Below are 24,206 nucleotides of genomic sequence, written 5' to 3' on the forward strand. Positions count from 1 at the left end.
CCCCCTTTTTTTAATTTTCTTTAGTCTTCATTTTGTATAATAAAGTTAAAAATCTCTGCAAGTCTTTCATCTTGATTTGTCAAATAAAGGTATCCAAATAAAGCTTCAAAACCTGTGGCGTATTTATATTCTATAAGATTTGCATTTTTAGGATTAGAGTTTGACTTTGTATTTCGTCCCTTTCTAACTATATCTTTTTCTTGTTCATTTAATATTTCTTCTAATTTATGAACAATCAACGACTGACTCTTAGCCTTTACATATCCAGTAGTTTTTTTATGAAGGATATTTACCGAAAGGTTTTTATCTAAGAGAAATGTCCTTACCATCAATTCATAACACGCATCTCCTACGTATGCAAGTTGTAGGGGGCTCATCATCTTTATATCTTCCCTTGTAAGAGAAGTATTTGTTTTTCTAAATATATTTTTTTCTATCATCTCTACACTCTCTTCCACTTTACTCCATCTTTTGAATCTTCTAGTATGATACCCTTTTCTTTTAGACTATCTCTAATTTCATCTGATAGTTTATAATCTTTTTCTTCACGTGCTTTGTTTCTTTTTTCTATTAAAGCTATGATTTCATCTTCAAGTATCTCATCTTTCCTATTTAATACACCAAGAACTTTAGTAAGTTCAGTTAAAATATCTAAAGATTTTTTTAAAATTACTTTATTGGTCATTTTATCAAATTTAGTATTTGTATATTTTACTAATTCAAATATAGCAGCTATTGCATCAGCAGTATTTAAATCGTCTTCCATTGCTTTTACAAATTCTTCTTTAAAGCGTTCTACTTCTAAGAGCATCTTTTCATCATCTTTGGAAGAACCATCTTCTTTTGATTTTAAAAGATACTCTAAGTTGCTTTTACCATTGTAAATTCTCTCAAGCCCATTTTTCATATGATCCATAACTTCACGGCTGAAATTTATAGGAGATCTATATTGTGATGATAGTAAGAAGAATCTTAAAACTTCTAAATCATATTCTTCTCTTACATCTTTTATAGTAAAAAAGTTACCTTCAGATTTCGACATTTTTTTATTGTCTACAGTTATCATTCCATTATGTAGCCAATAATTTGCAAATGGTTTTTTAGATAGAGTTTCTGATTGAGCTATTTCATTTTCATGATGAGGAAACTGTAAATCTTCTCCCCCAGAATGAATATCTATAGTCTCTCCAAGAATAGATTTTGCCATTACAGAGCATTCTATATGCCATCCTGGTCTACCTTTTCCCCAAGGACTCTCCCAGTATGGTTCTCCTGCTTTCGCCTTTTTCCAAAGTGCAAAATCCATAGGATTCTTTTTCTCTTTATTTATTTCAATTCTTGCTCCACTTATAAGTTCATCTAAATGTTTTTTAGAAAGTTTTCCGTAGTCTTTAGCCTTTTCTATATTAAAATAAACATTCCCATCTATATTATAAGCTGCATCTATCTTTATTAATTCTTCTATAAAATTCATCATTTCATAGATATAATCAGTAGCTCTAGGATTTATCGTTTCATATTCATATAAATTTAATCCATTGGCATCTTCCATAAAGGCTTCTATATATCTATCTGCAATCTTTTCTACCGTAGTTCCTTCATTATTTGCTTTTACTATCATTTTGTCATCTATATCTGTAAAGTTTACTACAAACTTAACATCATAACCTTTATATATGAAAAATCTACGAAGAGTGTCAAATATAACTAAAGGCCTAGCATTTCCTACATGGATATAGTTATAAACTGTAGGACCACAGTTATACATCTTTACTTCTTTCTCTTTTAATGGTGTAAATTCTTCTTTTTTCCTTGTTAAAGTATTGTAAAGTTTCATAATATATACCTCCAATATTTTTATTATTAAAAAACCTTTCGCCTCTATTATATAGAGACGAAAGGTTTTCGTTTATCCACTCTAATAGACTTTTTAAGTCTATCTAAATACGCCTATAACGTGTGGCTCATCGTCTCTTTCTAAATATCAAAAGAGAAATTCAAAGGTGCATTTCTTTTTATTAAAATCTTAAAACTCCTTTCAGCCTATGAGAGCTTCTCTCTAAAAGTTTTAATAAAATTACTTTCCTCATCATAATTTTTATTTATTTAAAATATGTCTTTTCTATATAATCTATTCTATCTAATATATTTTGTTTACCTAGAAGATAAATTATTTTAGCAAATTCAGGTCCATGAAGACTTCCAGCTAGTGCTACCCTTGTTGGCATAAATAAGTTTTTACCTTTTATACCAGTTCTCTTTTGAATCTTTTTCATAAAAGAGTCTGCGTACTCTTCGTCTATTTTCTCTACTTCTTCTAGTTCTTCTCTTAACGCTTTTAATATAGTAAGAGTTCCTTCACCTTTTAAAGTTTCAATAGCATCGTTTTCTACTTCAACTTCATTGGTGAACATAAACTCTACTCTATCAACTATTTCATCCATATGATGCATTCCTTCTCTTACTATATCTACTAATATTTCAAGCCATTTTCTATTTTCTTCTATAAATCTATCATCTATAAGCCCAGCTTCTTTTAAGTAAGGGATAGCAATGTCTGTGATTCGCTCTATACTCTCTTCTCTTATATAGTGACCATTTACCCAATCTAGTTTATCTTTATCAAATATACCACCAGTTTTAGCCACTCTTTCAAAGCTAAATTTTTCTATCATCTCATCCATAGAAAGAATTTCCTGATTATCCTCAGGAGTCCATCCAACTAGTGCTAAGTAGTTTACTAATCCTTCTGGTAAATAACCTTTAGTTCTAAAATCTTCAACTGATACATCACCGTGTCTTTTACTAAGTTTTTTTCTTTCCTTGTTTAAAACAGTTGGGAGATGAACGTATGTTGGCTTTTCCCAACCAAATACTTCATATAGATAAATATGTTTTGGGGTAGATGGAAGCCATTCTTCACCCCTTACAATATGGGTTATCTTCATAAGATGATCATCTACTACAACTGCCATATGATATGTTGGATAACCATCTGATTTTAGTAAAACCTGATCATCAATATCATCTGTATTTATAGTAATATCTCCCCTTACAAGATCATGGAACTTTATATCCTGACTTCTTGGAAGTTTTAATCTTACGACATATTTTTCACCATTTTGTATTCTTTCTTTAGCTTCTTCTAAAGACACATTTCTACAAAACCCGTCATATTTCGGAACAAGTCCTTTTATCTTTTGTTCTTCTCTTACGCTATCTAGTCTTTCTTTAGAACAAAAACAATAATATGCATGACCTTTTTCTACCAGTTCATCAACATATTTTTTATATATATCCAATCTTTTAGACTGTATATAAGGACCATATTCTCCCTTTTCTACTATTTTACCATCCTCTATAAATACACCTTCATCATGTTCGATTCCTGACCAATTAAGTGAATCTATAAGGTTTTCAACTGCACCTTCTACAAATCTAGTTTGATCTGTATCTTCTATTCTCAAGATAAATTTGCCATTGTTGTGCTTAGTAAAAAGATGATTATAAAGCGCTGTTCTAAGCCCTCCAATATGCAAATAACCCGTGGGACTTGGGGCAAATCTAAGTCTAAATTCTCCCAAAATTACACCTCCATAAATTTTCCTTATCTTTAAAGTTTCATTATTTATATTAAACTTTTTATATTACTAGTATTATATATGAAATTTTCTTATATTTCAACCGATGGTTTAACTCTTAAAAGCCATACCGTTGTTTTTAAATTCTTCTTCTATAATTTTAATTAAATCATTTACATTTATATCTTCTTTTTCTCCAGTCTTTCTAAGTGAATATTCTACCATTCCATCTGCTGCACCTTTACCCACTACAATTCTAATAGGTATCCCTATTAGGTCTCTGTCGTTAAACTTAACTCCTGCTCTTTCTTTTCTATCATCTAAAAGTACTTCTACTCCTTTTTTAGCCAATTCATCATATATATTTTGTGAGAGATTCATTTGCTCTTCATCTTTAGTATTTATAACAGTTATTATAACTTCATAAGGAGCTACATTTAAAGGCCAAATTATACCATTTTCATCATGAGATTGTTCTATTATGGCAGCTACTGTTCTAGTTATACCTATACCATATGAGCCCATTACAAAATATTTTTCTTTTCCATTTTCATCTAAATATTTTGCACCTATTCCCTCAGAATATTTTGTTCCTAACTGGAATATATTCCCAACTTCAATTCCTCTTGCCATCTTAAGCTTTTCATCACATTTAGGACATATATCTCCATCTCTTATCATTAGAAGATCTTCTACTACCTCACCTTGAAAGTCTCTTCCATAATTTACGTTTTTAAGGTGGATATCTGTTTCATTTCCGCCCACTATAAGATTTTTCATATCTTTTATCCTAGAATCAACTAAAAGTCTTGTGCCCTCTTTAAGACCTACAGGACCTGTAAATCCTTTATTAGCTCCTGTAATATCAATAATCATTTCTTCATCTGCCATTTCTATATCATGAGAAGAAATCTCTAAATAATTTTCAAGCTTTATTTCATTTAATTCTCTATCTCCCGGTATAACAACTACTAAAGGCTTTCCTTTTACTGAATAAACCAAAGCCTTTCCAAATGAAGACTTATCTATTTTGAAAAAGTCTTCTAATCCTTCTATAGTAGTAACATTTTCTGTCAATACCTTTTCCAGCGGTAGTTCTTCTTGATTTGAATTTTCTACATTATATACAACTGTAGCTTTTTCATCTGTAGCTGCATAATCGCAAGCTTCACAATATGCCATAAAACCTTCACCAGCTTCACTCATAGCCATAAACTCGTGTGACACCCTACCACCCATAGCTCCTGTATCTCCTTCTACAACCTTGTATTTAAGGTTTAAACGGGTAAATGCTTTATCATAAGACTTCCACATTATATCGTAAGCTCTTATCATAGCTTCTTCATCCACATCAAAACTATAAGCATCTTTCATTATAAATTCTCTACCTCTCATAAGGCCAAAACGTGGTCTTTTTTCATCACGATATTTAGTTTGAATTTGATAAAGATTTAATGGAAGTTGCTTATATGATTTTACTTCATTTTTTATAAGATCTGTAATATATTCTTCATGAGTAGGTCCAAGGCAAAACTCTCTAGAGTTTCTATCTAATAGAGTAAACATCTCAGGACCAAAATTTGCCCATCTTCCTGTGGCTTCCCAAAGTTCTCTTGGTTGAATAGGAGACATCAAAAGTTCCTGAGAACCTGCAACATCCATTTCCTCTCTTACTATTTGTTCTACTTTTCTAATAACTCTATATCCCAGTGGTAGATATGAATATACTCCACTTACTAGTTGTCTTATCATACCAGACCTCAATAGAAGTTTATGACTTGCAATTTCTGCTTCTGAAGGATCCTCTTTTAATGTAGGCATATACATCTTTGACATTTTCATTTTTAAAAACCTCCTTAAATAAATAAAGCCTTTCGTCTCTATCTAGAGACGAAAGGCTAACTCTTCCGCGGTACCACTCTAATAAACCCTAAGGTTCACTTTTAAAGCTTTTAACGTATGCTATCCGTTTAGAATCTTATTCTAAAAGTTCTAGGGCTGGTTCCTTATTAAGAGGGTAGAAACATCCCACCATTAGTTTCCTCTCTTTATCCATTAATAAATACTACTCCCCTTCGCAACTTATAAAAATATTTTACTCTATTAAATCTTAAATGTCAACTATTAACTGCTTTAAGCATACAAACACTATAAGAAGATATACCTTCTTTTCTTCCTACAAACCCTAGTTTTTCCGTAGTAGTAGCTTTAATATTAATATCCCCTAAAGAACACTCCAGTACTCTAGATATATTTTTCCTCATTTCCAATATAAACGGTGCAAGCTTAGGAGATTGGGCTGCTACTGTTGCATCTATATTTCCTATCTTAAATCCATTAGAGTCCATAGTGTCTTTAACTTTTTCTAATAGAATTAGACTTGAAATATCTTTATATTGTTGATCTGTATCTGGAAAATGGTATCCTATATCTCCAAGTGCCATCGCTCCTAATATACTATCCATAATTGCATGTATCAATACATCTGCATCTGAATGCCCTAGTAGTCCTTTTTCATGAGGTATATCTACACCACCTATTATAAGATTTCTTTTATCTACTAGTTCATGCACATCAAACCCGAATCCAATTCTCATTTTAATCACCTACTTTGTCTTAAGAAATATTTTTTGTTTCACCTTTAAATCTTCATCTACTTTTAATAAAGATTCTGCAATAATTAAATCTTCTGGAGTTGTAATCTTTATATTATCATAGTTTCCCATTATCATCTTTACTTTATGACCTACTTTTTCTACAAGTGAGCTATCATCAGTTCCAACTATTCCTTCATCAATTGCATATTCGTATCCTTCTTGAAGGAGTCTCTTCCAAAAACATTGAGGTGTTTGAGCTGCCCAAAGCATACTTCTCTTTGGAGTATGGTGCACTTCATTTTCATCATCTATTGCCTTTATTGTATCTTTAACAGGTACCCCTATAACACATGCTCCATACTCTATTACACCCTTTATGCCATCTTCTATGTTTTCTTTTCTTACAAATGGTCTTGCACCATCGTGAGTTAAGACTATATTACATTTTTCATCTAAAGCAAGTATTCCATTGTAGATAGAATCTTGTCTTTCCTTTCCGCCTCTTATAATCTTTTTTATCTTTTTAAATCCATACTTTCTTACTATTTCTTTTCTGCAGTATTCTACTTCTTGTTCTTTTGAAATAAGTATTATTTCATCTACATAAGGACTTTGTTCAAATTTATTTAAAGTGTGAACAAGTATAGGCTTATTATCTATATCTATAAACTGTTTATTTATCTTACTTCCCATTCTATTGCTCATTCCTGCGGCAGCTATTATTACAGATACATAGTAACTTTTATACATTTTTCCACCTCAATTATTATATAAGATTTATTTCTATTTGTTATTATATCATATTTTATATAACAAAATATAAAAATCAAATAAAAAAAGACCCATATGGGTCTTATACAGCTTTATCTGCCAAACTTTTGGGTTTTGCAAATATCATCTTACCTGCGGAGGTTTGAAGCACAGATGTTACTATTACTTCAATAGTATCTCCTATATACTTTCTTCCTGACTCTACAACTATCATAGTACCATCATCTAGGTAAGCTAAACCTTGACCAGATTCTTTACCATCTCTTACTACGGTTACAACCATTTCTTCTCCAGGAAGTACAACAGGTTTTACGGCATTTGAAAGTTCGTTTATATTTAGTACTTCTATACCTTGCACTTCTGCAACTTTATTTAAATTATAGTCGTTTGTAATTATCTTTCCATTCATAAGCTGAGTAAGTTTTAAAAGTTTAGAATCAACCTCTTTAACATCTTCAAATTTTTTTTCATGAATTATGATTTCAACATCTATTTCCTTTTGTATTTTGTTTAAAATATCAAGTCCTCTTCTACCACGATTTCTCTTTAAACCATCTGAAGAGTCAGCTATATGTTGAAGTTCTTCCAATACAAACTCAGGTATCACAAGAGGCCCTTCTATAAAACCAGTACTACAAATATCAGCAATTCTTCCATCTATTATTACACTTGTATCTAGTATTTTAGGAGAAGAGTTATATCGAAGTTTTGTCTTTTCCTTTCCCTGTGATTGCCTTCTAGCAGAACCAATATCTTGTATAGCATTGGAAATATCGTCTTTCTTTCTAGTGGCGATTTTAATTCCTAAGTATCCAAATAATCCAAATAAAATTATAGATCCTATAAATCCTAAATATCCAATGTTTAAATTTTCTAACGGCTTGCTTAAAAAGAATGCAATTATAAGTCCAACTATAAGTCCAAATGACCCCAAAGCTATATCATATGCTGGTAACTTCTGTAACTCATTTTCTATAATCTGGGTAACCTTTTTACCAAGTTTTATAATAGCTGGGGACAATAAAAAGAATATGATGCCAAAAAATAAATATACTCCTAGGTCTATTATTAGTCCTAGCCATCCTATCTTTGGTAATGTCATAAGTTGCGATGTTTTAACTATAGCTAGAATTCCATATCCTAAGAGAGCACCCATAATTCCTATAAAGATTTTTACTATTTTTTTAATCATCACTTCACCTCCTATATATAATTATTACCATTAAATAAAAATATATAACTTAAAGTTACATATTTTTATTCTTTTTCTAAAACTTCTTCTTTTAATTCTTCAATTTCTTCTAAATCGCCATCATCTAAATCAGCATTGAATTCTACTGATTCAGCTACTAGTTCTTCTGTTTCTTCTAATGTAAGTTCACATACTAAAACCATTTCTGATATAAGCATTTGTTTTGCGTCGTTTAACATCTTTCTCTCGCCTGTAGAGAGTCCTTTTTCTTTATCTAAAAGCATAAGATTTCTAACTACTGCTGCAATCTCATATATATCTCCGGATTTTATCTTATCCATATTAAGCCTAAATCTTCTATTCCAGTTTTGGGGCATTTTACCTTTATCACCTTTTAAAATAGTGATTACTTCTTCCATCTCTTCTTTACTTATGATTTCCCTAACTCCAACTTCTTGCATATTATCAATTGGAATCATAACTTTCATCTCACCTATAGGCATCTTCATAATAAAATACTTTCTTTTTTCACCTAATATTTCCTTGAGTTCTATGTTTTCTATAGTTCCAGCTCCATGCATTGGATAAACAATTTTATCACCTATCTCAAACATCTTAATACCTCCCTAAAAAAATAGTCTCTTTAATTATATACCATATAGAGTTTTTTGTAAAGTTATCATTTTATCATAAAGCTATTTAATCTGTCAACCTATTTATTTCAAATATAACTTTGTAATTATTTGACAACTACTTGTCCTTAAAAGTATAATGATATTAGAATATAAAAGTTTTAAGGAGGAAATTATGGAAAAAAATATTGAAACTATAAAATCAGATGATATTTGTGTTAATTTTCAAGATAGTGTATCTAAAACTTTAGTTAGACATAAAAGTATTTTAGATATAATGTCAAAGATGGATGTATATAGTGCTCGTGTAAATAGAGCTGTAGCAAAATCAGTCACTAATTGTGGTTGCATATCAATTGATGCTAAAAAACAACAATTTACGGGTGAGTCATACAAAGATCTTCCCAATACATTAGATGATCACTTAAGAGGCGAGATATGTGAGCAATGTAAAGAAGTACTAGATTTAGAAATGGGAAATTACCTTTTCTATATCACAGCACTTTGCGATACTATAGGACTTAATCTAAACGAAGTTATAAAACATGAATATGAAAGAAATAAGACATTAGGTCTATTCAATTTAAGATAAGCTAAAGCAATATTTAGCTTATCTTTTTTTAAAGCAATCTAAAATAACCTCTTTCAATATATTGCACTCTATAATTTGTAAGCTTTTGAAACTACCTACTTTACCGCTTCCCTTAGCTATATATGCCCTTTTAAATCCCATCCTATCTATTTCTCTAAGTCTCACTTGTAAAGAAGGAACTCTTTTAAGTTCTCCGGTAAGACCTACATCCGAGATAAACACAGTATCATTTGGAATGCTCTTTTGAAATACAGAAGATGCAATACTCATTATAACAGCAAGGTTTGATGCTTGTTCTTTAAGTGAGATTCCACCTGTAGTCTTTATAACTACATTTTTATCATATAGTTTTATATCCCCTCTTTGTTCTAATATAGAAATAAGAGTATTGAGCTGTTCTTTTCTCATTGATTCTCCAATTCTTGAAGGATATGGTGTAAAAGAAGGAGAAACTAGGGATTCTATTTCCAATATAATAGGCCTTGTCCCTTCTCTTACCACCGTTAAAGCACTTCCAGATATCATCGAACTCTCTTCTCTTTGAGTCATAAAATACTCTGAAGGATTATCAATAGAGACCATCCCTCTTTCACCCATATTAAAAAATCCCATCTCTCCAGTAGACCCATATCTATTTTTTGTAGTTAAAAGAGTTCTAAGTTCTTCTCCACTTTCTCCATCTATTATTAGCACTGTATCTACTAAATGTTCCAATGCTCTTACTCCGGCAAGTTCATCTGCCTTGGTCATTTGACCTACTAAAAAAACTGCACGAGGTCTTTCAATGTTTTTAGCTATTTTAACAAGTTCATAAGCACATTCCATAGTTTGAGTAGGAGAACCTGCACGAGAACCGGGAAAATCATCTAGTGTAAAAGTTTGAATACTATCTACAATGACAATATCTGGATCAATTTTTTCTACTATCTCTAACACATTGTCCAAACTATTATCTGAAACTACCCATACATTTTGATGGATGTTCTTAAGTATTCTATCTGCCCTTGACTTTATCTGGGATTCAGATTCTTCTCCTGAGGCATATAAAACTTTAAATCCTAAATTAGCTAATTCATCAGTAACTTGTAGAAGTAAGGTAGACTTTCCAGCTCCTGGTTTTGCCGAAAGAATAGTAACTGAGTCCCTTACAATTCCTCCTCCCATAACTCTGTTAAACTCTCCAATATTTGTTACTATCCTATCACTATTTGATGTTTCTATTTCTTTTAATCTTTTAATAGTAGCACTGTTTTTACTGACTTTTTTACTACTAGAACTGCTACCCTTTTTAGTCACTACTTCCGTTTCAACTAAGGTGTTCCAGCTAGTACACTCAGGACATTTTCCCATATATCCTATTGATTCATAATTACAATTACTACATACATATATAGTCTTTTTCTTCATCTAAGCTCTCCTTACTGTTAAAAAAGGCCTTTACAGGCCTTTCTCAAATTTCAATTTACCATCTTCACTTTTTATTATTATTTTATCTTCTTTAGAAAGATTTCCCTTTAATATTTCTTCTGCTAATTGATCTTCTATCATTTTTCTTATTGTTCTCTCTAGCGGTCTTGCACCATATACTGGATCAAAACCTTCTCTACTTATCTCTTTCCTAGTTTCTTCACTTACAGTAACATCTATATCTAGTTTTTTCATTCTCTTTTCTAAATCATCTACCATTATATCTACTATTTGTTTTACTTGATCTTCTTGTAGAGAATGGAACACTATAACTTCATCAAGCCTATTTAAAAACTCTGGCCTAAATGTTTTTTTAAGTTCCTCTGTTATAGTTTCTTTCATTTTTTCATATTCTTCTTTATTTTCATCTACCACTGTTGCAAATCCAAGTACATTTTGTTTTCTGATAGAACTTGCTCCAACATTAGAAGTCATAATTATAACTGTATTTTTAAAATCTACTGTTCTACCTTTAGAGTCTGTAAGTCTTCCATCATCTAATATTTGTAGAAGTACATTAAATACATCTGGATGTGCTTTTTCTATTTCATCAAAAAGAAGCACTGAATAAGGTTTTCTTCTTACCGCTTCAGTAAGTTGACCGCCTTCATCATATCCTACATATCCAGGGGGTGAACCTACAAGTCTTGAAACAGTATGTTTTTCCATATATTCACTCATATCTATTCTTATCATATCATTTTCATCGCCAAATAGAGTTTCTGAAAGAGCCTTTGCAAGATATGTTTTACCAACTCCTGTTGGTCCTACAAATATAAAGCTTCCTATAGGCTTATTAGGGTCTTTAAGACCTACTCTAGCTCGCCTTACAGAGTTTGCAATGGCGCTTACTGCCTGTGATTGCCCAACTACCTTTTTATGAAGTGTCTCTTCTAAGTTTAACAATCTTTCAGATTCTTCTGTTGTCATTCGCGTAACAGGTACCCCAGTCCAATCGGATACTATATTTGCAATTTCTTCATATCCTACTACCATACTTGATGTCTGCTTTTTATGGTGCCATTTTGACTTATAATTCTCAAGTTCTTCTTTTGTTTGTTTTTCTAAATCTCTAACACGTGCAGCTTTTTCATAGTTTTGAGTATTTATAGCTTCTTCTTTTTCTTGTTGTAATTCTTCTAATTTAGCCTCTAATTCTTTTAATTCATCAGGAGCTACATAGTTTTTAACTCTTATCATAGATGCAGCCTCATCTATCAAATCAATAGCTTTATCAGGCAAAAATCTATCAGTTATATATCTAGCGGATAATTCTGTTGCAGCCTGAATTGCTTCATCAGTAATCTTCACACGGTGATGGGCTTCATATTTATCTCTAAGACCTTCTAATATCTTTATTGTATCTTCTTCACTAGGTTGTTCTACAACTATTGGCTGTAGACGTCTTTCAAATGCAGCATCTTTTTCAATATGCTTTCTATACTCATCTATAGTGGTTGCACCTATCATTTGAAGCTCTCCTCTTGCAAGTACTGGCTTTAATATATTTGAAGCATCTACAGAACCCTCAGCAGCTCCTGCACCTATAATAGTATGAAGTTCATCTATAAAAAGTATAGTATCTTTTGCTTCTATAAGTTCTGCCATAACTGTTTTAAGTCTTTCTTCAAACTCGCCCCTATATTTTGCACCAGCTATCATTCCTGGTAGGTCTAAAGATACAATCCTTTTGTTCTTTATTATTTCAGGTGCCTTTCCCTCATAGATTCTTTGAGCTAAACCTTCTGCTATTGCAGTTTTACCAACACCTGGTTCACCTATTAGTACTGGATTGTTTTTTGTTCTTCTACTTAAAATTTGAATTACCCTCTCTACTTCTTTACTTCTTCCTATAACAGGATCAATCCTTCCATCCTCAGCCATTTTATTTAAATCTACACTATATTTCCCTAAGCTCTTTTGGGAAGTGCTTTGTACCCCTGAAGTTCCAGGCTGAGCTCCCTTATTAGAAGAGTCTGAAGTTATCATTCCCACTATCTTTTCTCCCAATAGCTTTATATCCACTCCAAGTCTTTTAAGAACTACTATTGCAACACCTTCTCCTTCAGCAATTAAACCAAGAAGTAAATGTTCGGTACCCACATAGTTATGTCCTAAATTTCTAGCTTGTAAAAAGCTAAGTTCAAAAATTCTTTTAGTTCTCGGAGTAAATCCTAGTATTTCATCCTCCCCATTGCCAAATCCTATTGAATTTTCGACCTCTTTTCTAGCATTTTCTAAATTTACTCCCATTTCTTTTAAAGAAACTGCTGCAACACCATTAGTTTCAGCAATTAAACCAAGAAGTAAATGTTCTGTACCTACATAGTTATGTTTCATCTTTTTAGCCTCTTCTTGTGCTAATAAAATAGCTTTTTGTGCTCTTTCTGTAAATCTACCAAATATCGCCATCTGTTTATACCTCCACTCCTAAAGTAAATTCTCTCATCATCCTTGCCCTTTCAATATCCCTTTCTTTACTGTTCATTTCTTTATTTAATTTTTTCTGGATATTGGCAGGCTGTATATCTATCATTAACTTTATTGCACTGCTTAATTCTTTATTCTTTAATATATTCATAGTTTCACCCATTCTTATATTTGAAAGATGTTCCATAGCCTCTGTAGAACTTAAAATTCTACTATATTTTAATATTCCAAGGGATCTATATACTTTGTTTTCCATTTCTACTAGTCTATTGCTAGTTAAATATTTTCTTGTATTTCTTTCTCTAGTTAAAATTTGATGTACTACTTTATCTAATTTGTTTATTATTTCTTCTTCAGTGTCCCCTAGGGTTATTTGATTAGAAATTTGATATAAAAACCCCAGTGCTTCAGAACCTTCACCATATAAACCTCTAGCAGTAAGACCTATCTTTCTAAGTCCTTCGATTATAACACTTATACTTCCAGTCATAGAAACACAAGGAAGGTGCAGCATTACTGATGCTCTAAGACCTGTTCCAACATTAGTAGGACAAGCAGTTAGATATCCAAGATCTGAATCATATGCATATTTTAGCTCTTCCTCTAAAAAGTCATCTATAGAGGAACAAAGTTCCCATGCCTTTTCTAAATTGAGTCCTGGAAATAGGGTTTGAATTCTCAAATGGTCTTCTTCATTTATCATGATGGTCGCTTTTTCATCTTTTCTTAAAAGAAAACTACCAATATTTTCATTCTTTAATATACTTGGACTAATCAAATGATCTTCTACATAAACTCTTTGTTCTAGTTTGTTTAAGTCCCTAAGTCTTTTAAACTTATATTCATCAGATTCTTCCTTTTTAACTCGATTTAGTACATCATCTGTTAAATTATCTGATTCACTTATACTCATATATTCAGGAAATTTATATTTAGAAAGATTTCTAGCTACTCTAACTCTAGTACTTATAACTATATCTTCTTCTTCTCCAATCTCATCTAACCATTGAGTCATCTATCTCACTCCTTAATTTCCTCTAATTTCGAACTTATACCCTTGAGTTTATCTCTTAAAATAGCAGCCTTTTCAAATCTTTCTTCTTTTATAGCATCTTCTAAATCTTTTTTAAGAATGTCTTTTTCCCTTTTTAAAAATATATGATTACTAGAATGTTTAGGAATTTTACCCTTATGATGATTATGCCCATGTAGTCCTTTTATTAAAGGATCCAATTTATCTTTAAAAGTAATATAGCATTCATCACAGCCAAACTTTCCTTTGCTTTTAAATTCACTATAAGTTTGACCACATTTTTCACATTTTAGATTGATTTCTTCTTTATTGTTTTCAACTGATGAATCTATAAGACCTGTAAAAAGTTTATTCATAGAAAAATGATTTTCAAAATCAAAGTCAAAATCATAATCATTTACAGCACACGATTCACATAGATGCTTTTCTTCTATATTTCCATTAAAAATCTTAGTATAATGAAACTTTGCTTCATTTTTACCACAAGATTCACATCTCAAACTTATCCACCCCCTATTTAGATAAAATCAGAAGAATATTTCGGAGTATATTAGCTCTAAGCTTATTTGTAGATTCTGTACTTTCTGAAATAGATCTATCACTTATAGCCGCTTTTATTATTTCTTCTTCTCTTTTTCCTATAAATTCTTCTTCTCGGAGTCCTTCTATAATATGATATGCTTTTGACTTAGTTATAGATTCCCCAATAGTCTCTAAGATAATTTCATTTAAATCTGAATATTTTTCTATACTGACCTTTATTATCTTTATATACCCACCTCCGCCTCTTCTACTCTCAATATAGTAACCTTTATATGGAGTAAATCTTGTAGATAAGACATAATTTATCTGAGAAGGAGAGCATTCAAATTGCTCAGCCATTTCATTTCTTTGTATCTCTATTATACCTGTATTAGATTCTTGTAAAAGTTCTCTAATAAACGACTCTATTATATTACTTAATCCTGTCACCAAATCACCTCTTTGACTTTGACTATCTTTGTCCTTTAACTTTAAAAAAATAATCTTTTAACTTAAAAGAATTGTCTTATAAAATTTACTCTATAGTATCAACATATAAACTTTTTTTTAGAAAAGTTTATCTACTATAAGTTTTATATATAATATTTATACCATTTTTTTAAATATTTGTAAAGTAAAAGGTGTCTATATTTTATGCATAGACACCTTTAATTATTTATATATTTATTTTTTATTTTTTCTTCTTTTTATAAACACCCATTCCAAATACTAACATTAAACCACCTAGTGTATAGTAAATTATATCTGGAGTAGCTCCAGTTTTTACTAATTTATCTATAATTGTTCCTGGTTTCTGTGGTGTTTCTGGAGTTTCTGGAGTTTCTGGTTTCTCAGGTGTTTCTGGTTTCTCAGGTTTCTCTGGTGTTTCAGGCTCTTCTGGTGTTTCTGGTTCTTCTGGTTCTTCAGGCTCTTCTGGTTCTTCTGGTATTTCTGGTTCTTCTGGTTCCTCTGGTTCTTCAGGCTCTTCTGGTTCTTCTGGTGGTACATAATTATTTTGAGCTGTAAATATCCAGTTCACAGTTAGCGATTTACCTTGAAATTCATTTCCTGTTTCTGGTCCAGGTAAATGAACTATTGCTTTTAATTTTTTTTCTCCATTAAGTCCAAAAGATCCAATATATTTATTTGTAGGAGCAAACTCTTCCATTTTACCTTTATAAAATTCTACTCCATCTAAATATACCGTAAGTTGTAATTGTTTGAATAAATCCGGATCTCTTTCTCCAGGTTTTTCACTAGCTCTTTGAGTTCTAACAAATATCTGTAAATTATTTATATATTCATTTTTTAATGTTATTTCAGATTCTTTTGTATCTCCAGGGTTTAAGTTATTTAAATTAAATATACCAGTATTTTCCGGTATTACTTTAAGACCCTGAGTATCTCCTAATACTTTTATATTATCAGCATAAGATATATTTTTGTATGTGGAAATAAAGTTAACAAATATAACTCCTAATATAAGCATAAAAATTGAAATTTTTTGAAAGGTTTTTTTCATCTCCTACCCTCCTTTTTTAAAAAAAGGGAGGGTGACCTCCCATTTTTTATTTAATATATTTTAGAATTTTATTTTAGTAATTTATTTAGTTTAATTATTTTTATTTTGTTATGGTGTTACTGGTGCTACATATAATGGATCATATTTCCATCCACTTTCTGTTGGAGCATTGTTAGTTGCTTGTATAGCTTCTGCTTTAATAGTTATATTAAGTTTTGCACCTTGATAGCTATTGTCCATAGCTGCTCCATCAAATTTGATTTTTTTATCCTTAAATAACATTGTTGTAGATTCATTTGGTTGTAATACTTTAGTATAATAATAGTAACCATCATTATTTAAAATCCAATTTTCACCTAATGCATAATTTACTACACCAATATTTTGATTACCATCAAATTTAAAATCTTTTTTAATTCTTACCATAGCTCTTTTTGTTCCAGTATTCTTAATTGATACTTCTTTATTGAATTGATCTCCAGGGTTTACATTTTGTGCATCTGCTGCTACAAATATATCTGTTAATTCAATTTTAAGTGTACCTGCTTTAAAATTATTTGATACGGGATCTGATTGTGCTGTAAACCAAGCCATTGTTCCTCCTGCTACTAAAAGTACTGCTAACATGATTGCTGAGCCTAACATGATTTTTTTGTTTTTCATTTTTCTTCCTCCTTTTATTTTTTAAATCAAGTATTTGCGGCTAGGCTGCCAGTTTAAAGGCCCTTTAGCTTTGCGTCCTTCAGTTTCCCAAAGTTTGCCTAGTTTACATTTATATTATGGTGCCCAAGGAATTTCTGGAGTAAAAGGTAAGGTATTTATTCCCCATACATCTTTCCATGCTCCATTTGTTATTTGGACTCCTTCTGCTACAACTTTAAGTGTAAATACTTTTCCCTCATATTCTGGGGGTAAACTTGTAAAGGTTACACTTTCGAGTAATTTACTAGTGATTTCATTTTCTTTTAAATAGTACTTGAAGTAATAGTATCCATCTGGTTGTTTAGTAGTCCAATTTCCTAAATTTAGATTTAATACTACATTAGAAACTGGTAAACTAGGATCACTCCACTCTGGCACTAGTCTTACTCTTACATAAGTTCTCTTTGTACCTAAACTTTGTACTTGTACATTTTTAGTATAAGTTGTGGCTTTTACATTTTCTAAATTCTCAAAACCTTCTTCTACTACTTTTACTTTTACGGTTCCCATTTTAAATTTATTTACTTCAGCACTAGGACTGGATGTAAACCAAGCCAAGGAACCGCCAGCTATCAATATTGCTATTAATAATGCTATAGATAGTATGATCGATTTTTTCTTCATATTCATCCATCCTTTTCATTGCATTTCTGATAGTTTTGTTTTCTTAAAGATTATTGGGAAAATCATCCACAGTATTCCCATACCTACTATAAAAACTATACCTTGGATACTACTTAAAAACTTTAATATATATCCTAGATATGGTATAGAATAATTTACTTTTCCTATAACTCTTTGTTTATCTACAGGAAGTGGATCCTCTACATTGTTTGCATCACCTTTTGTTATAAAATATTCACTACCATCTCCTATATCAACTACTCTATGGGTAACTCTGGTACTACTTCCTTCTACATAGTAGGTTAAGATATCCCCTATTTGTATTTCTTTAGAGGGTACTTTTCTAACTATTATAAGTGAATTTATCTTAAGTTCTGGTATCATGCTTCCACTTTCTACTGTATAGAATTTATATCCCAGTAGAGAAGGTTCTTTTCCTGTAACCCTTTCTCTTGCAACTGTAAATATAAGAAATATCATTGTTAACATAAATATGGTATAGATTATATTTGAAACGATTTTAAACTTCCTATTTTTATTAACCATATTTATGCCTCCTATTTAGTCATTTTTTTCTAAACCATCTTTTACTTCTTCTAGCTCTTTTGGTATTATTACTTGTCTTAATGGTACTGAAACGATTCCAACTTTAAATTTGTTCTCTCTTATATCATCATCATGGAACCATCCACCATTATCAAGTTCGTTTGTAACTATGCTTTGAGATTGTAGATTAGTTAAGTTAAGACTTATATTTGCATTTGTTATACTCTTGTTTTTATAGTTCATAGGAACTATTTCACTTATAATATAGTTTCCAAGACTTAAGTTTTCTACCGTTTTGGATTCTCCATTCTTTAAACTAACTACATATTGAACTCCATTTGGTCCATTTAAAAATATATCAAATTCTTGATTTGGATCTATATTTAAACCTTTAGGATTTAAAACTTGTTTTGTTATAGTTATAGCTCCCTTAACTTCAACAGTCATAATGGCTTTTGCCTTACATCCATTTGAATCAGTTACTGTAAGTTCATATTGAGTAGGACTTGTTGAAAGATTTACTGTAGGATTTTTATTGGTAGATATTACAGTGCTATTTCCTACTACTCTCCACTCATAAGTGTAAGTTCCATTTCCATCTCCTCCAGTTATAGGGCTCATATAGTTTTCACCATTTGGGTCTGTACCTGAGCCAAGTGTTATAAGAGTGGTTAACTTTATATTTGCATCTGTTAAGCTAACCTTTAAAGGAGCAGGTACATTTACACTCGGTTTTGGAAATATCTTTGTAATTCCTTGATTACCATTTATATCTTTATAAGTTAATTTAGCATATTCATTTGTATTGGCTAGTCCTCCTTGGAAGCTTGATTTAGCTTGAATAGTGTATTTAAGTTGTGAATGTTCTACTATGGTTCCCGGCGTCCAAGTTATTTCTCTTGTATTAGAATTATAACTTGCCCCTGCCGGAAGACTTCCTAGAACTAGTTCAAAATTGTCACCTAATTTATCTACTACTACAGCATTTGTAGCCGAATATCCTAGTTGTTGAGAAATAAGTGTAAATATTTGATCTAAATCTTGTGCACTAGGTGCATTATAAAATCCTTTATTCTGAGCTTTTGTAAGGGTATCAATGGCTAAAGCTTTAACACTTGCATTCATATTTTGTAATAGTCCTATTGTAAACACATCTGCAAGAGGCCATATGCTTTGCCCAGCAGTGTAAGCTGCTCTTGTATGATTATTATGAGATGTTGGATCATCTGGTCCATATCTATTACCATTACTAGCTGTTGGGATACCATCTGTAAACATAATCAATACCTTATTTGAGCTTGGATTTCCAGAGTTTGTTATTACAGATTTACCTTGTAGGAAACCTGCCTCTGTGTTTGTTCCTCCAACAGCGGTAATATTATTTATAATGGAAGTTACTTGAGATAGATTACTAGTTAAACCTAAATCAGTACTGGCTTGATTTTGAGCTCCATTACCAGTTGTTGTAGAAGGTCCACTAAAGCTAACTACAGATACTCTACTTCCAGCTATCCCATTAGGCCCTAGTACCTTTCCCGCAAAGTTAATAGCTGCTTGTTTTGCATAATATAATCTACTGCGTGTTGGGTTAGAAGATGCCGTCTCATTCATACTACCTGATCTATCTATTACTAAGACTACATCTACAGGTGCTTTTTGTGGAATCCCTGTTATATCAAGCTTAACTTCATAAGTTCTACATCCTGGAACTCTACTAGCAGTTTTATCTACTTCTATAGTGTCTGTTAAACCAGAAGTTAATAATGATGGTCTCATCATTTCTTGATAATAAAAATCTGGAAGTACGATTTCTGGTTCACCTGCAATAGGTGGAATATTTTCAGCAAGTTCATCTTCAATAATTTCTTCCTCTTCTTCTACTATTTCTTCTTTAGGCTCTTCTGGTGTTTCTGGTTCTTCCTTTGGGTCTTCTTTTGGTTCTTCTTTTGGTATATCAGGTTCTTTTGGGTCTTCTTTTACCTCTTCTTTAGGATTTTCTGGTTTTGTTGGAATCTCTGGAAGATTAGGCTCTGGTGTTGATTCCGAATCTTGCGGATTTTGTGGTTCTTTATCTGGTTCTTTTGGAATCTGTGGTTGTTGCGGAATCTGTGTTTCTTCCTTAGGATTTTCTTTCACTTCCTCTTTTGGAGGATCTGTTAATGTTTCTCCTTGTTTAATGGTATTTTCCGTAATAGGATTATCTACACTTATACCTTCTATCCCTAGAGAAAATATCATTGATATTATTAAGAGAATAGGCACTAAACTTTTAAATAAATTCCTCATCCACTTTCACCTCCCATAAATAAATTGAATTGTTTAAATTTTAAAAATATTTATCTTATATATATAATATACCTACTACAGTTACATATTGGATTCTAAAAGATTTCATAGCAATTACAAAATATAATATTATCGTAAGAAACCCTGATACATTAGATAGTATCAGGGTTTCTTACGATAAAAGTTTTTTTATAAAATATTTAATTTTATGTTTAGACTTAATTTATCATCGTCTTTAACTAAGTCAAAATTATTATTTATCTTATCAACTACAATTTTTATATGTTCTTCTCGTAATCCATATAGAAGTATAAGCATCTGATTGTCATTCCATTGTGAAACTATATCGCCATATCTAAATGATTTGAAAAGAACATAACCCAACAGTTTCATTGCCTTTGTTATTTCTTTTTTGGTTAATTGGGTATGAGCTCTACTGTAGAGAGTAATTATTCCAATTCCTACACCTACGCTTTTATCCAACCTTCTATCTCTATTTCTTCTTTCATAATTATATAGAAATTTAAAATACTCGACATCACAAAAGACTACTCCACCAAAATTAAACTCTTTTGACATTTCATCATCTATTTTATTTAAATCAATACTTGAGGTAGGACTATCCTCTTTTTGTTTAATCTTTTTATAGAGCTCTGTAAGTTTTCTAGATGGTGCTATTGCAAGATCATTAAAAAGTTTTTTAGTAAAAAATTCATAATGTATTAGTGCATAGGAATATTGTTTTAAATTTATAAGTGCTTCTATAAAATCGAGATGAATTATTTCTTCATATGGTTTTATATTTATAGCCTTTTCACAAACTTCTATTATTTCAGTATACATAAGATTTTCTTTTAAATAGCTTATATAATATGATAATGCTTTTAGATATAGTCTATCAAACCTGCTTCTAATAGGAATTAACCAGTCTTCATCTCCCATTTCTCCTAAAAGCTTTCCTCTATAGGATAAAATAATATCTCTAAATTTCAGATAGTCTCTCTCTATATCACCTCTTATACTTATAATATCTTTTTCTAGTGATTTTTCAAATTCTACAAAATCTACTTCACAATAATCTTTTAAAGAAAATATATAGTATCCATTTATGTATTTAATACTAAAAAAAGGTTCTACATTAATTTCATCTATTTCTAATATTTTCCTAAGTCTACTTATTTGTGTCCTGAGCATGTTTATAGGATTTTTAAAATCTTCTTCTATCCATAAATCATCTATAATATTCTCTGGTAAAAGTTTTATATCTTTGTGAATTAAAAAGTATTTAAATAGCTTGATAAGCCTTTGATTCTTAGCTATATAGTCCAATATTGATATATCATTTACAATAATATCAAAATCTCCTAAGGTAATTATTTTAACCATAAATCTTCTTCCCCTTTCAAATTGCTATATACCCACATTTTATTATTTTATTAAATAAAGATTTAAAAGTCTAGCAATTGCTAGACTTTTAAATCTTTATTTATTCATTTTTAAGTGTTTCTATAAGTTTTTCTGCTATATTAGAAGGGACTTCTTCGTATCTTGCAAACTCCATAGAGAAATTTCCTCTAGCCTGTGTCATAGATCTTAAATCTATCGCATATTCTAAAACTTCAGATTGTGGAGCTTCACCTATTACAAGTTGAGTTCCATCTTCTTGTGGCTCCATCCCTAAAACTCTTCCTCTACGCTTGTTTAAATCACCCATTATATCTCCCATATAATCCTCTGGTATATTTACATCTAATTTCATAATAGGTTCAAGTAGTATAGGCTTAGCTTGTTCAATACCTTTTTTAAATGCCATAGATGCTGCAATTTTAAATGCCATTTCATTGGAATCTACTGGATGATAAGAACCATCATATAGAGTGGCTTTTATATTTACAACAGGATATCCTGCAAGTACGCCCTTATCTAGTGAGTCTCTAATTCCCCTTTCTACTGCTGGGAAAAAGTTTCTAGGTACTGAACCTCCAAATACTTCTTCTTCAAATATAAATTCTTCATCACATGGTTCGAATTTTATATGAACATCCCCATATTGACCTGCTCCTCCTGATTGTTTTTTGTGCTTTCCTTGAACATCAGAACTAGTCTTAATAGTTTCTTTATAAGGTATTTTAGGTGTAGAAAGGATAATATCTACCCCAAATGTATTTTTAAGTTTATCTTTTATTACAGATAGTTGCATATTTCCCTGTCCACCTATAAGGAGTTGCTTAGTGTCTTTATTTCTCTCTAGACTAAAAGTAGGATCTTCTTCTGTAAGTCTATGAAGAGATGTTCCTATCTTTTCTTCATCACCTTTAGACTTAGGCTCTACTGCCATAAATAGTGTAGGCTTAGGATATTTAAGTGGTCTATATCTAGTTGTATTGTTTTTATCACAAAGACTATCTCCTGTTTGGGTTTTATGAAGTTTAGATGTAGCGCCAATATCTCCTGCAAGGATTTCATTGACTTCTATTTGTTCCTTACCCCTTAATATAAACAATCCTCCAAGTTTTTCACTTGTTTGTTTATTTTCATTATAGACTTCAGTATCTTTTGTAAGCCTTCCTGAGCTAACCTGAAATAGAGAAAGTTTTCCAACAAATGGATCTACAATTGTCTTAAATACAATAGCTGAAAACGGCTCACTAGTATTTACTTTTCTTTCTATAAGTTCACCATCTTTATCTTTACCCATATAAGTTTCAACATCCATTGGTGAAAAAATATATCTTTTTATAACACTTAATAGATAATCTATTCCAATTCCTTTTTCTGCTGAACCTAAAAATACTGGTACAAGTTCTCCATTTGCCATAGAGTCACGAACTCCTTTAGCTATTTCTTCTGTACTAAAGGCCTCTCCTGCAAAGAATTTTTCCATAAGTATTTCATCAGTTTCCGCTACTTTTTCCATCATACTTTCTCTTATATCTTTTATAGCTTCTATTTCATTTTCCCTTAAAGGTATCTCTTTTCTTTCTTTTCCTACATATTCATAAGCTATTTCATCTCTAACGTTTACAAATCCTGTAAATTCTTCATCTTCCCCTACTGCTATTGGAAGAGCGAAAGGAAATACTTTATCTCCAAACTTTTCTTTTAATTCATCTATAAGTTTATCAAAATCTACATTTTCTTTATCCATTTTATTTAAAAATATAAATCTAGGTCTTTTATTATCCTCAAGTAATTTCCACGCCTTCTCAGTTCCTACTTCTATACCAGAAGATGCATCTACTACAAGAATAGCCCCTTCACTTGCTCTTAGAGCTCCATAGGTCTCCCCTACAAAGTCAAAGTAACCAGGAGTATCTAACACATTAATCTTTGTATCATTCCATTCTACGGGTATTAAAGAAGTTCCTATTGAAATACCTCTATCAATTTCTTCTTTCCCAAAGTCTGAAATCGTATTCCCATCCTCTACTTTTCCCTGTCTTTTAGTAATTCCAGCTGTAAAGAGCATCGCTTCAGTCAATGTGGTTTTTCCACTTCCACTGTGTCCTACAAGAGCCACATTTCTAATGTCTTGTGCCTGATAAATTTTCATTATGCACTTCCCCCTTAACAATGTGTATTTAGCTCGTTGCAGAACTCTGTAGCGAGCTATTTTACTGCATTTCAATCTATTGAAATGGCTGGGATTCCCCCGATTTTGGGTATATATACAGTATCAAGTTGTTTATAACTCAAAACGGAAATTGAA

21 protein-coding genes, 1 riboswitch and 1 other annotated feature are annotated in these 24,206 nt (G+C 31.2%); of the genes, 1 reads left to right on the top strand and 20 read right to left on the bottom strand.

All coding sequences use genetic code 11. From position 1 onward, the window contains the following. Positions 1-20: 20 nt before the first annotated feature. From TICRE_RS09805 to TICRE_RS09840, 8 genes are all read right to left on the bottom strand, one after another. Positions 21-440 carry a Mini-ribonuclease 3 gene (locus TICRE_RS09805; RefSeq protein ID WP_075727586.1) on the bottom strand — a complete coding sequence of 140 codons (420 nt, stop codon included), beginning with the start codon at positions 438-440 and terminating at the stop codon, positions 21-23. A gap of 2 nt (positions 441-442) precedes the next feature. Then, entirely contained in the window at positions 443-1,837 is a 1,395-nt protein-coding gene (gene cysS / locus TICRE_RS09810) for a cysteine--tRNA ligase (RefSeq protein ID WP_075727588.1), read from the bottom strand. 265 nt (positions 1,838-2,102) lie between these two features. Next, positions 2,103-3,584: a glutamate--tRNA ligase gene (gene gltX / locus TICRE_RS09815; RefSeq protein ID WP_075727590.1), complete on the bottom strand. Its 1,482-nt coding sequence runs from the start codon at positions 3,582-3,584 to the stop codon at positions 2,103-2,105. Between the two features lie 108 nt (positions 3,585-3,692). Further along, entirely contained in the window at positions 3,693-5,423 is a 1,731-nt protein-coding gene (locus tag TICRE_RS09820) for a proline--tRNA ligase (protein WP_075727592.1), read from the bottom strand. Between the two features lie 41 nt (positions 5,424-5,464). Further along, positions 5,465-5,669: a binding site (T-box leader), on the bottom strand. 29 nt (positions 5,670-5,698) lie between these two features. Beyond that, positions 5,699-6,178, bottom strand: a complete 480-nt coding sequence (gene ispF / locus TICRE_RS09825) for a 2-C-methyl-D-erythritol 2,4-cyclodiphosphate synthase (RefSeq protein WP_075727594.1) — start codon at positions 6,176-6,178, stop codon at positions 5,699-5,701. A gap of 9 nt (positions 6,179-6,187) precedes the next feature. After that, positions 6,188-6,928, bottom strand: a complete 741-nt coding sequence (ispD, locus tag TICRE_RS09830; RefSeq protein ID WP_075727596.1) for a 2-C-methyl-D-erythritol 4-phosphate cytidylyltransferase — start codon at positions 6,926-6,928, stop codon at positions 6,188-6,190. Positions 6,929-7,031: 103 nt separating this feature from the next. Further along, positions 7,032-8,141 (bottom strand): PIN/TRAM domain-containing protein, encoded by a 1,110-nt coding sequence (locus TICRE_RS09835; RefSeq protein WP_075727598.1) that lies wholly within the window; start codon positions 8,139-8,141, stop codon positions 7,032-7,034. 65 nt (positions 8,142-8,206) lie between these two features. Then, the gene (locus TICRE_RS09840; protein WP_075727600.1) at positions 8,207-8,755 is read right to left on the bottom strand and encodes a CarD family transcriptional regulator; all 549 of its coding nucleotides are present in this window, start codon (positions 8,753-8,755) and stop codon (positions 8,207-8,209) included. A 193-nt stretch (positions 8,756-8,948) separates the two neighbouring features. Here TICRE_RS09840 and TICRE_RS09845 point away from each other — a divergent pair, with 193 nt between their 5' ends. Further along, on the top strand, positions 8,949-9,365 hold the full coding sequence (locus TICRE_RS09845; protein WP_075727602.1) for a nucleoside triphosphate pyrophosphohydrolase family protein: 417 nt from the start codon (positions 8,949-8,951) through the stop codon (positions 9,363-9,365). 18 nt (positions 9,366-9,383) lie between these two features. Here TICRE_RS09845 and radA read toward each other — a convergent pair whose 3' ends face one another. From radA to fusA, 12 genes are all read right to left on the bottom strand, one after another. Continuing rightward, entirely contained in the window at positions 9,384-10,772 is a 1,389-nt protein-coding gene (gene radA / locus TICRE_RS09850) for a DNA repair protein RadA (RefSeq protein WP_075727604.1), read from the bottom strand. A gap of 30 nt (positions 10,773-10,802) precedes the next feature. Beyond that, positions 10,803-13,244 carry an ATP-dependent Clp protease ATP-binding subunit gene (locus TICRE_RS09855; RefSeq protein ID WP_075727606.1) on the bottom strand — a complete coding sequence of 814 codons (2,442 nt, stop codon included), beginning with the start codon at positions 13,242-13,244 and terminating at the stop codon, positions 10,803-10,805. 4 nt (positions 13,245-13,248) lie between these two features. Next, the gene (locus tag TICRE_RS09860; RefSeq protein ID WP_075727608.1) at positions 13,249-14,277 is read right to left on the bottom strand and encodes a protein arginine kinase; all 1,029 of its coding nucleotides are present in this window, start codon (positions 14,275-14,277) and stop codon (positions 13,249-13,251) included. A 5-nt stretch (positions 14,278-14,282) separates the two neighbouring features. Further along, the gene (locus tag TICRE_RS09865; protein WP_075727610.1) at positions 14,283-14,795 is read right to left on the bottom strand and encodes a UvrB/UvrC motif-containing protein; all 513 of its coding nucleotides are present in this window, start codon (positions 14,793-14,795) and stop codon (positions 14,283-14,285) included. A 13-nt stretch (positions 14,796-14,808) separates the two neighbouring features. Further along, the gene (locus TICRE_RS09870) at positions 14,809-15,267 is read right to left on the bottom strand and encodes a CtsR family transcriptional regulator (RefSeq protein ID WP_075727612.1); all 459 of its coding nucleotides are present in this window, start codon (positions 15,265-15,267) and stop codon (positions 14,809-14,811) included. Between the two features lie 241 nt (positions 15,268-15,508). Then, positions 15,509-16,339, bottom strand: coding sequence for an LPXTG cell wall anchor domain-containing protein (locus tag TICRE_RS13680; RefSeq protein ID WP_143583128.1), 831 nt, complete (start codon positions 16,337-16,339; stop codon positions 15,509-15,511). A 108-nt stretch (positions 16,340-16,447) separates the two neighbouring features. Next, a complete protein-coding gene (locus tag TICRE_RS09880) occupies positions 16,448-17,002 on the bottom strand; it encodes a TasA family protein (RefSeq protein WP_075727614.1) in 555 nt (184 codons plus the stop codon). A gap of 32 nt (positions 17,003-17,034) precedes the next feature. Continuing rightward, positions 17,035-17,111, bottom strand: a riboswitch (cyclic di-GMP riboswitch). Positions 17,112-17,116: 5 nt separating this feature from the next. Beyond that, positions 17,117-17,665: a SipW-dependent-type signal peptide-containing protein gene (locus TICRE_RS09885; protein WP_075727616.1), complete on the bottom strand. Its 549-nt coding sequence runs from the start codon at positions 17,663-17,665 to the stop codon at positions 17,117-17,119. A gap of 15 nt (positions 17,666-17,680) precedes the next feature. Next, complete coding sequence (locus tag TICRE_RS09890) at positions 17,681-18,211, bottom strand: signal peptidase I (RefSeq protein ID WP_075727618.1); 531 nt, start codon at positions 18,209-18,211, stop codon at positions 17,681-17,683. A 15-nt stretch (positions 18,212-18,226) separates the two neighbouring features. Continuing rightward, the gene (locus tag TICRE_RS12975) at positions 18,227-20,497 is read right to left on the bottom strand and encodes a vWA domain-containing protein (protein WP_084191918.1); all 2,271 of its coding nucleotides are present in this window, start codon (positions 20,495-20,497) and stop codon (positions 18,227-18,229) included. A 189-nt stretch (positions 20,498-20,686) separates the two neighbouring features. Continuing rightward, entirely contained in the window at positions 20,687-21,883 is a 1,197-nt protein-coding gene (locus TICRE_RS09905; protein WP_075727620.1) for a bacterial transcriptional activator domain-containing protein, read from the bottom strand. 100 nt (positions 21,884-21,983) lie between these two features. Beyond that, complete coding sequence (gene fusA / locus TICRE_RS09910) at positions 21,984-24,050, bottom strand: elongation factor G (protein WP_075727622.1); 2,067 nt, start codon at positions 24,048-24,050, stop codon at positions 21,984-21,986. Positions 24,051-24,206: the final 156 nt, after the last annotated feature.

The organism is Tissierella creatinophila DSM 6911, from assembly GCF_001940565.1.
Taxonomy (GTDB): Bacteria; Bacillota; Clostridia; order Tissierellales; family Tissierellaceae; genus Tissierella_A; species Tissierella_A creatinophila.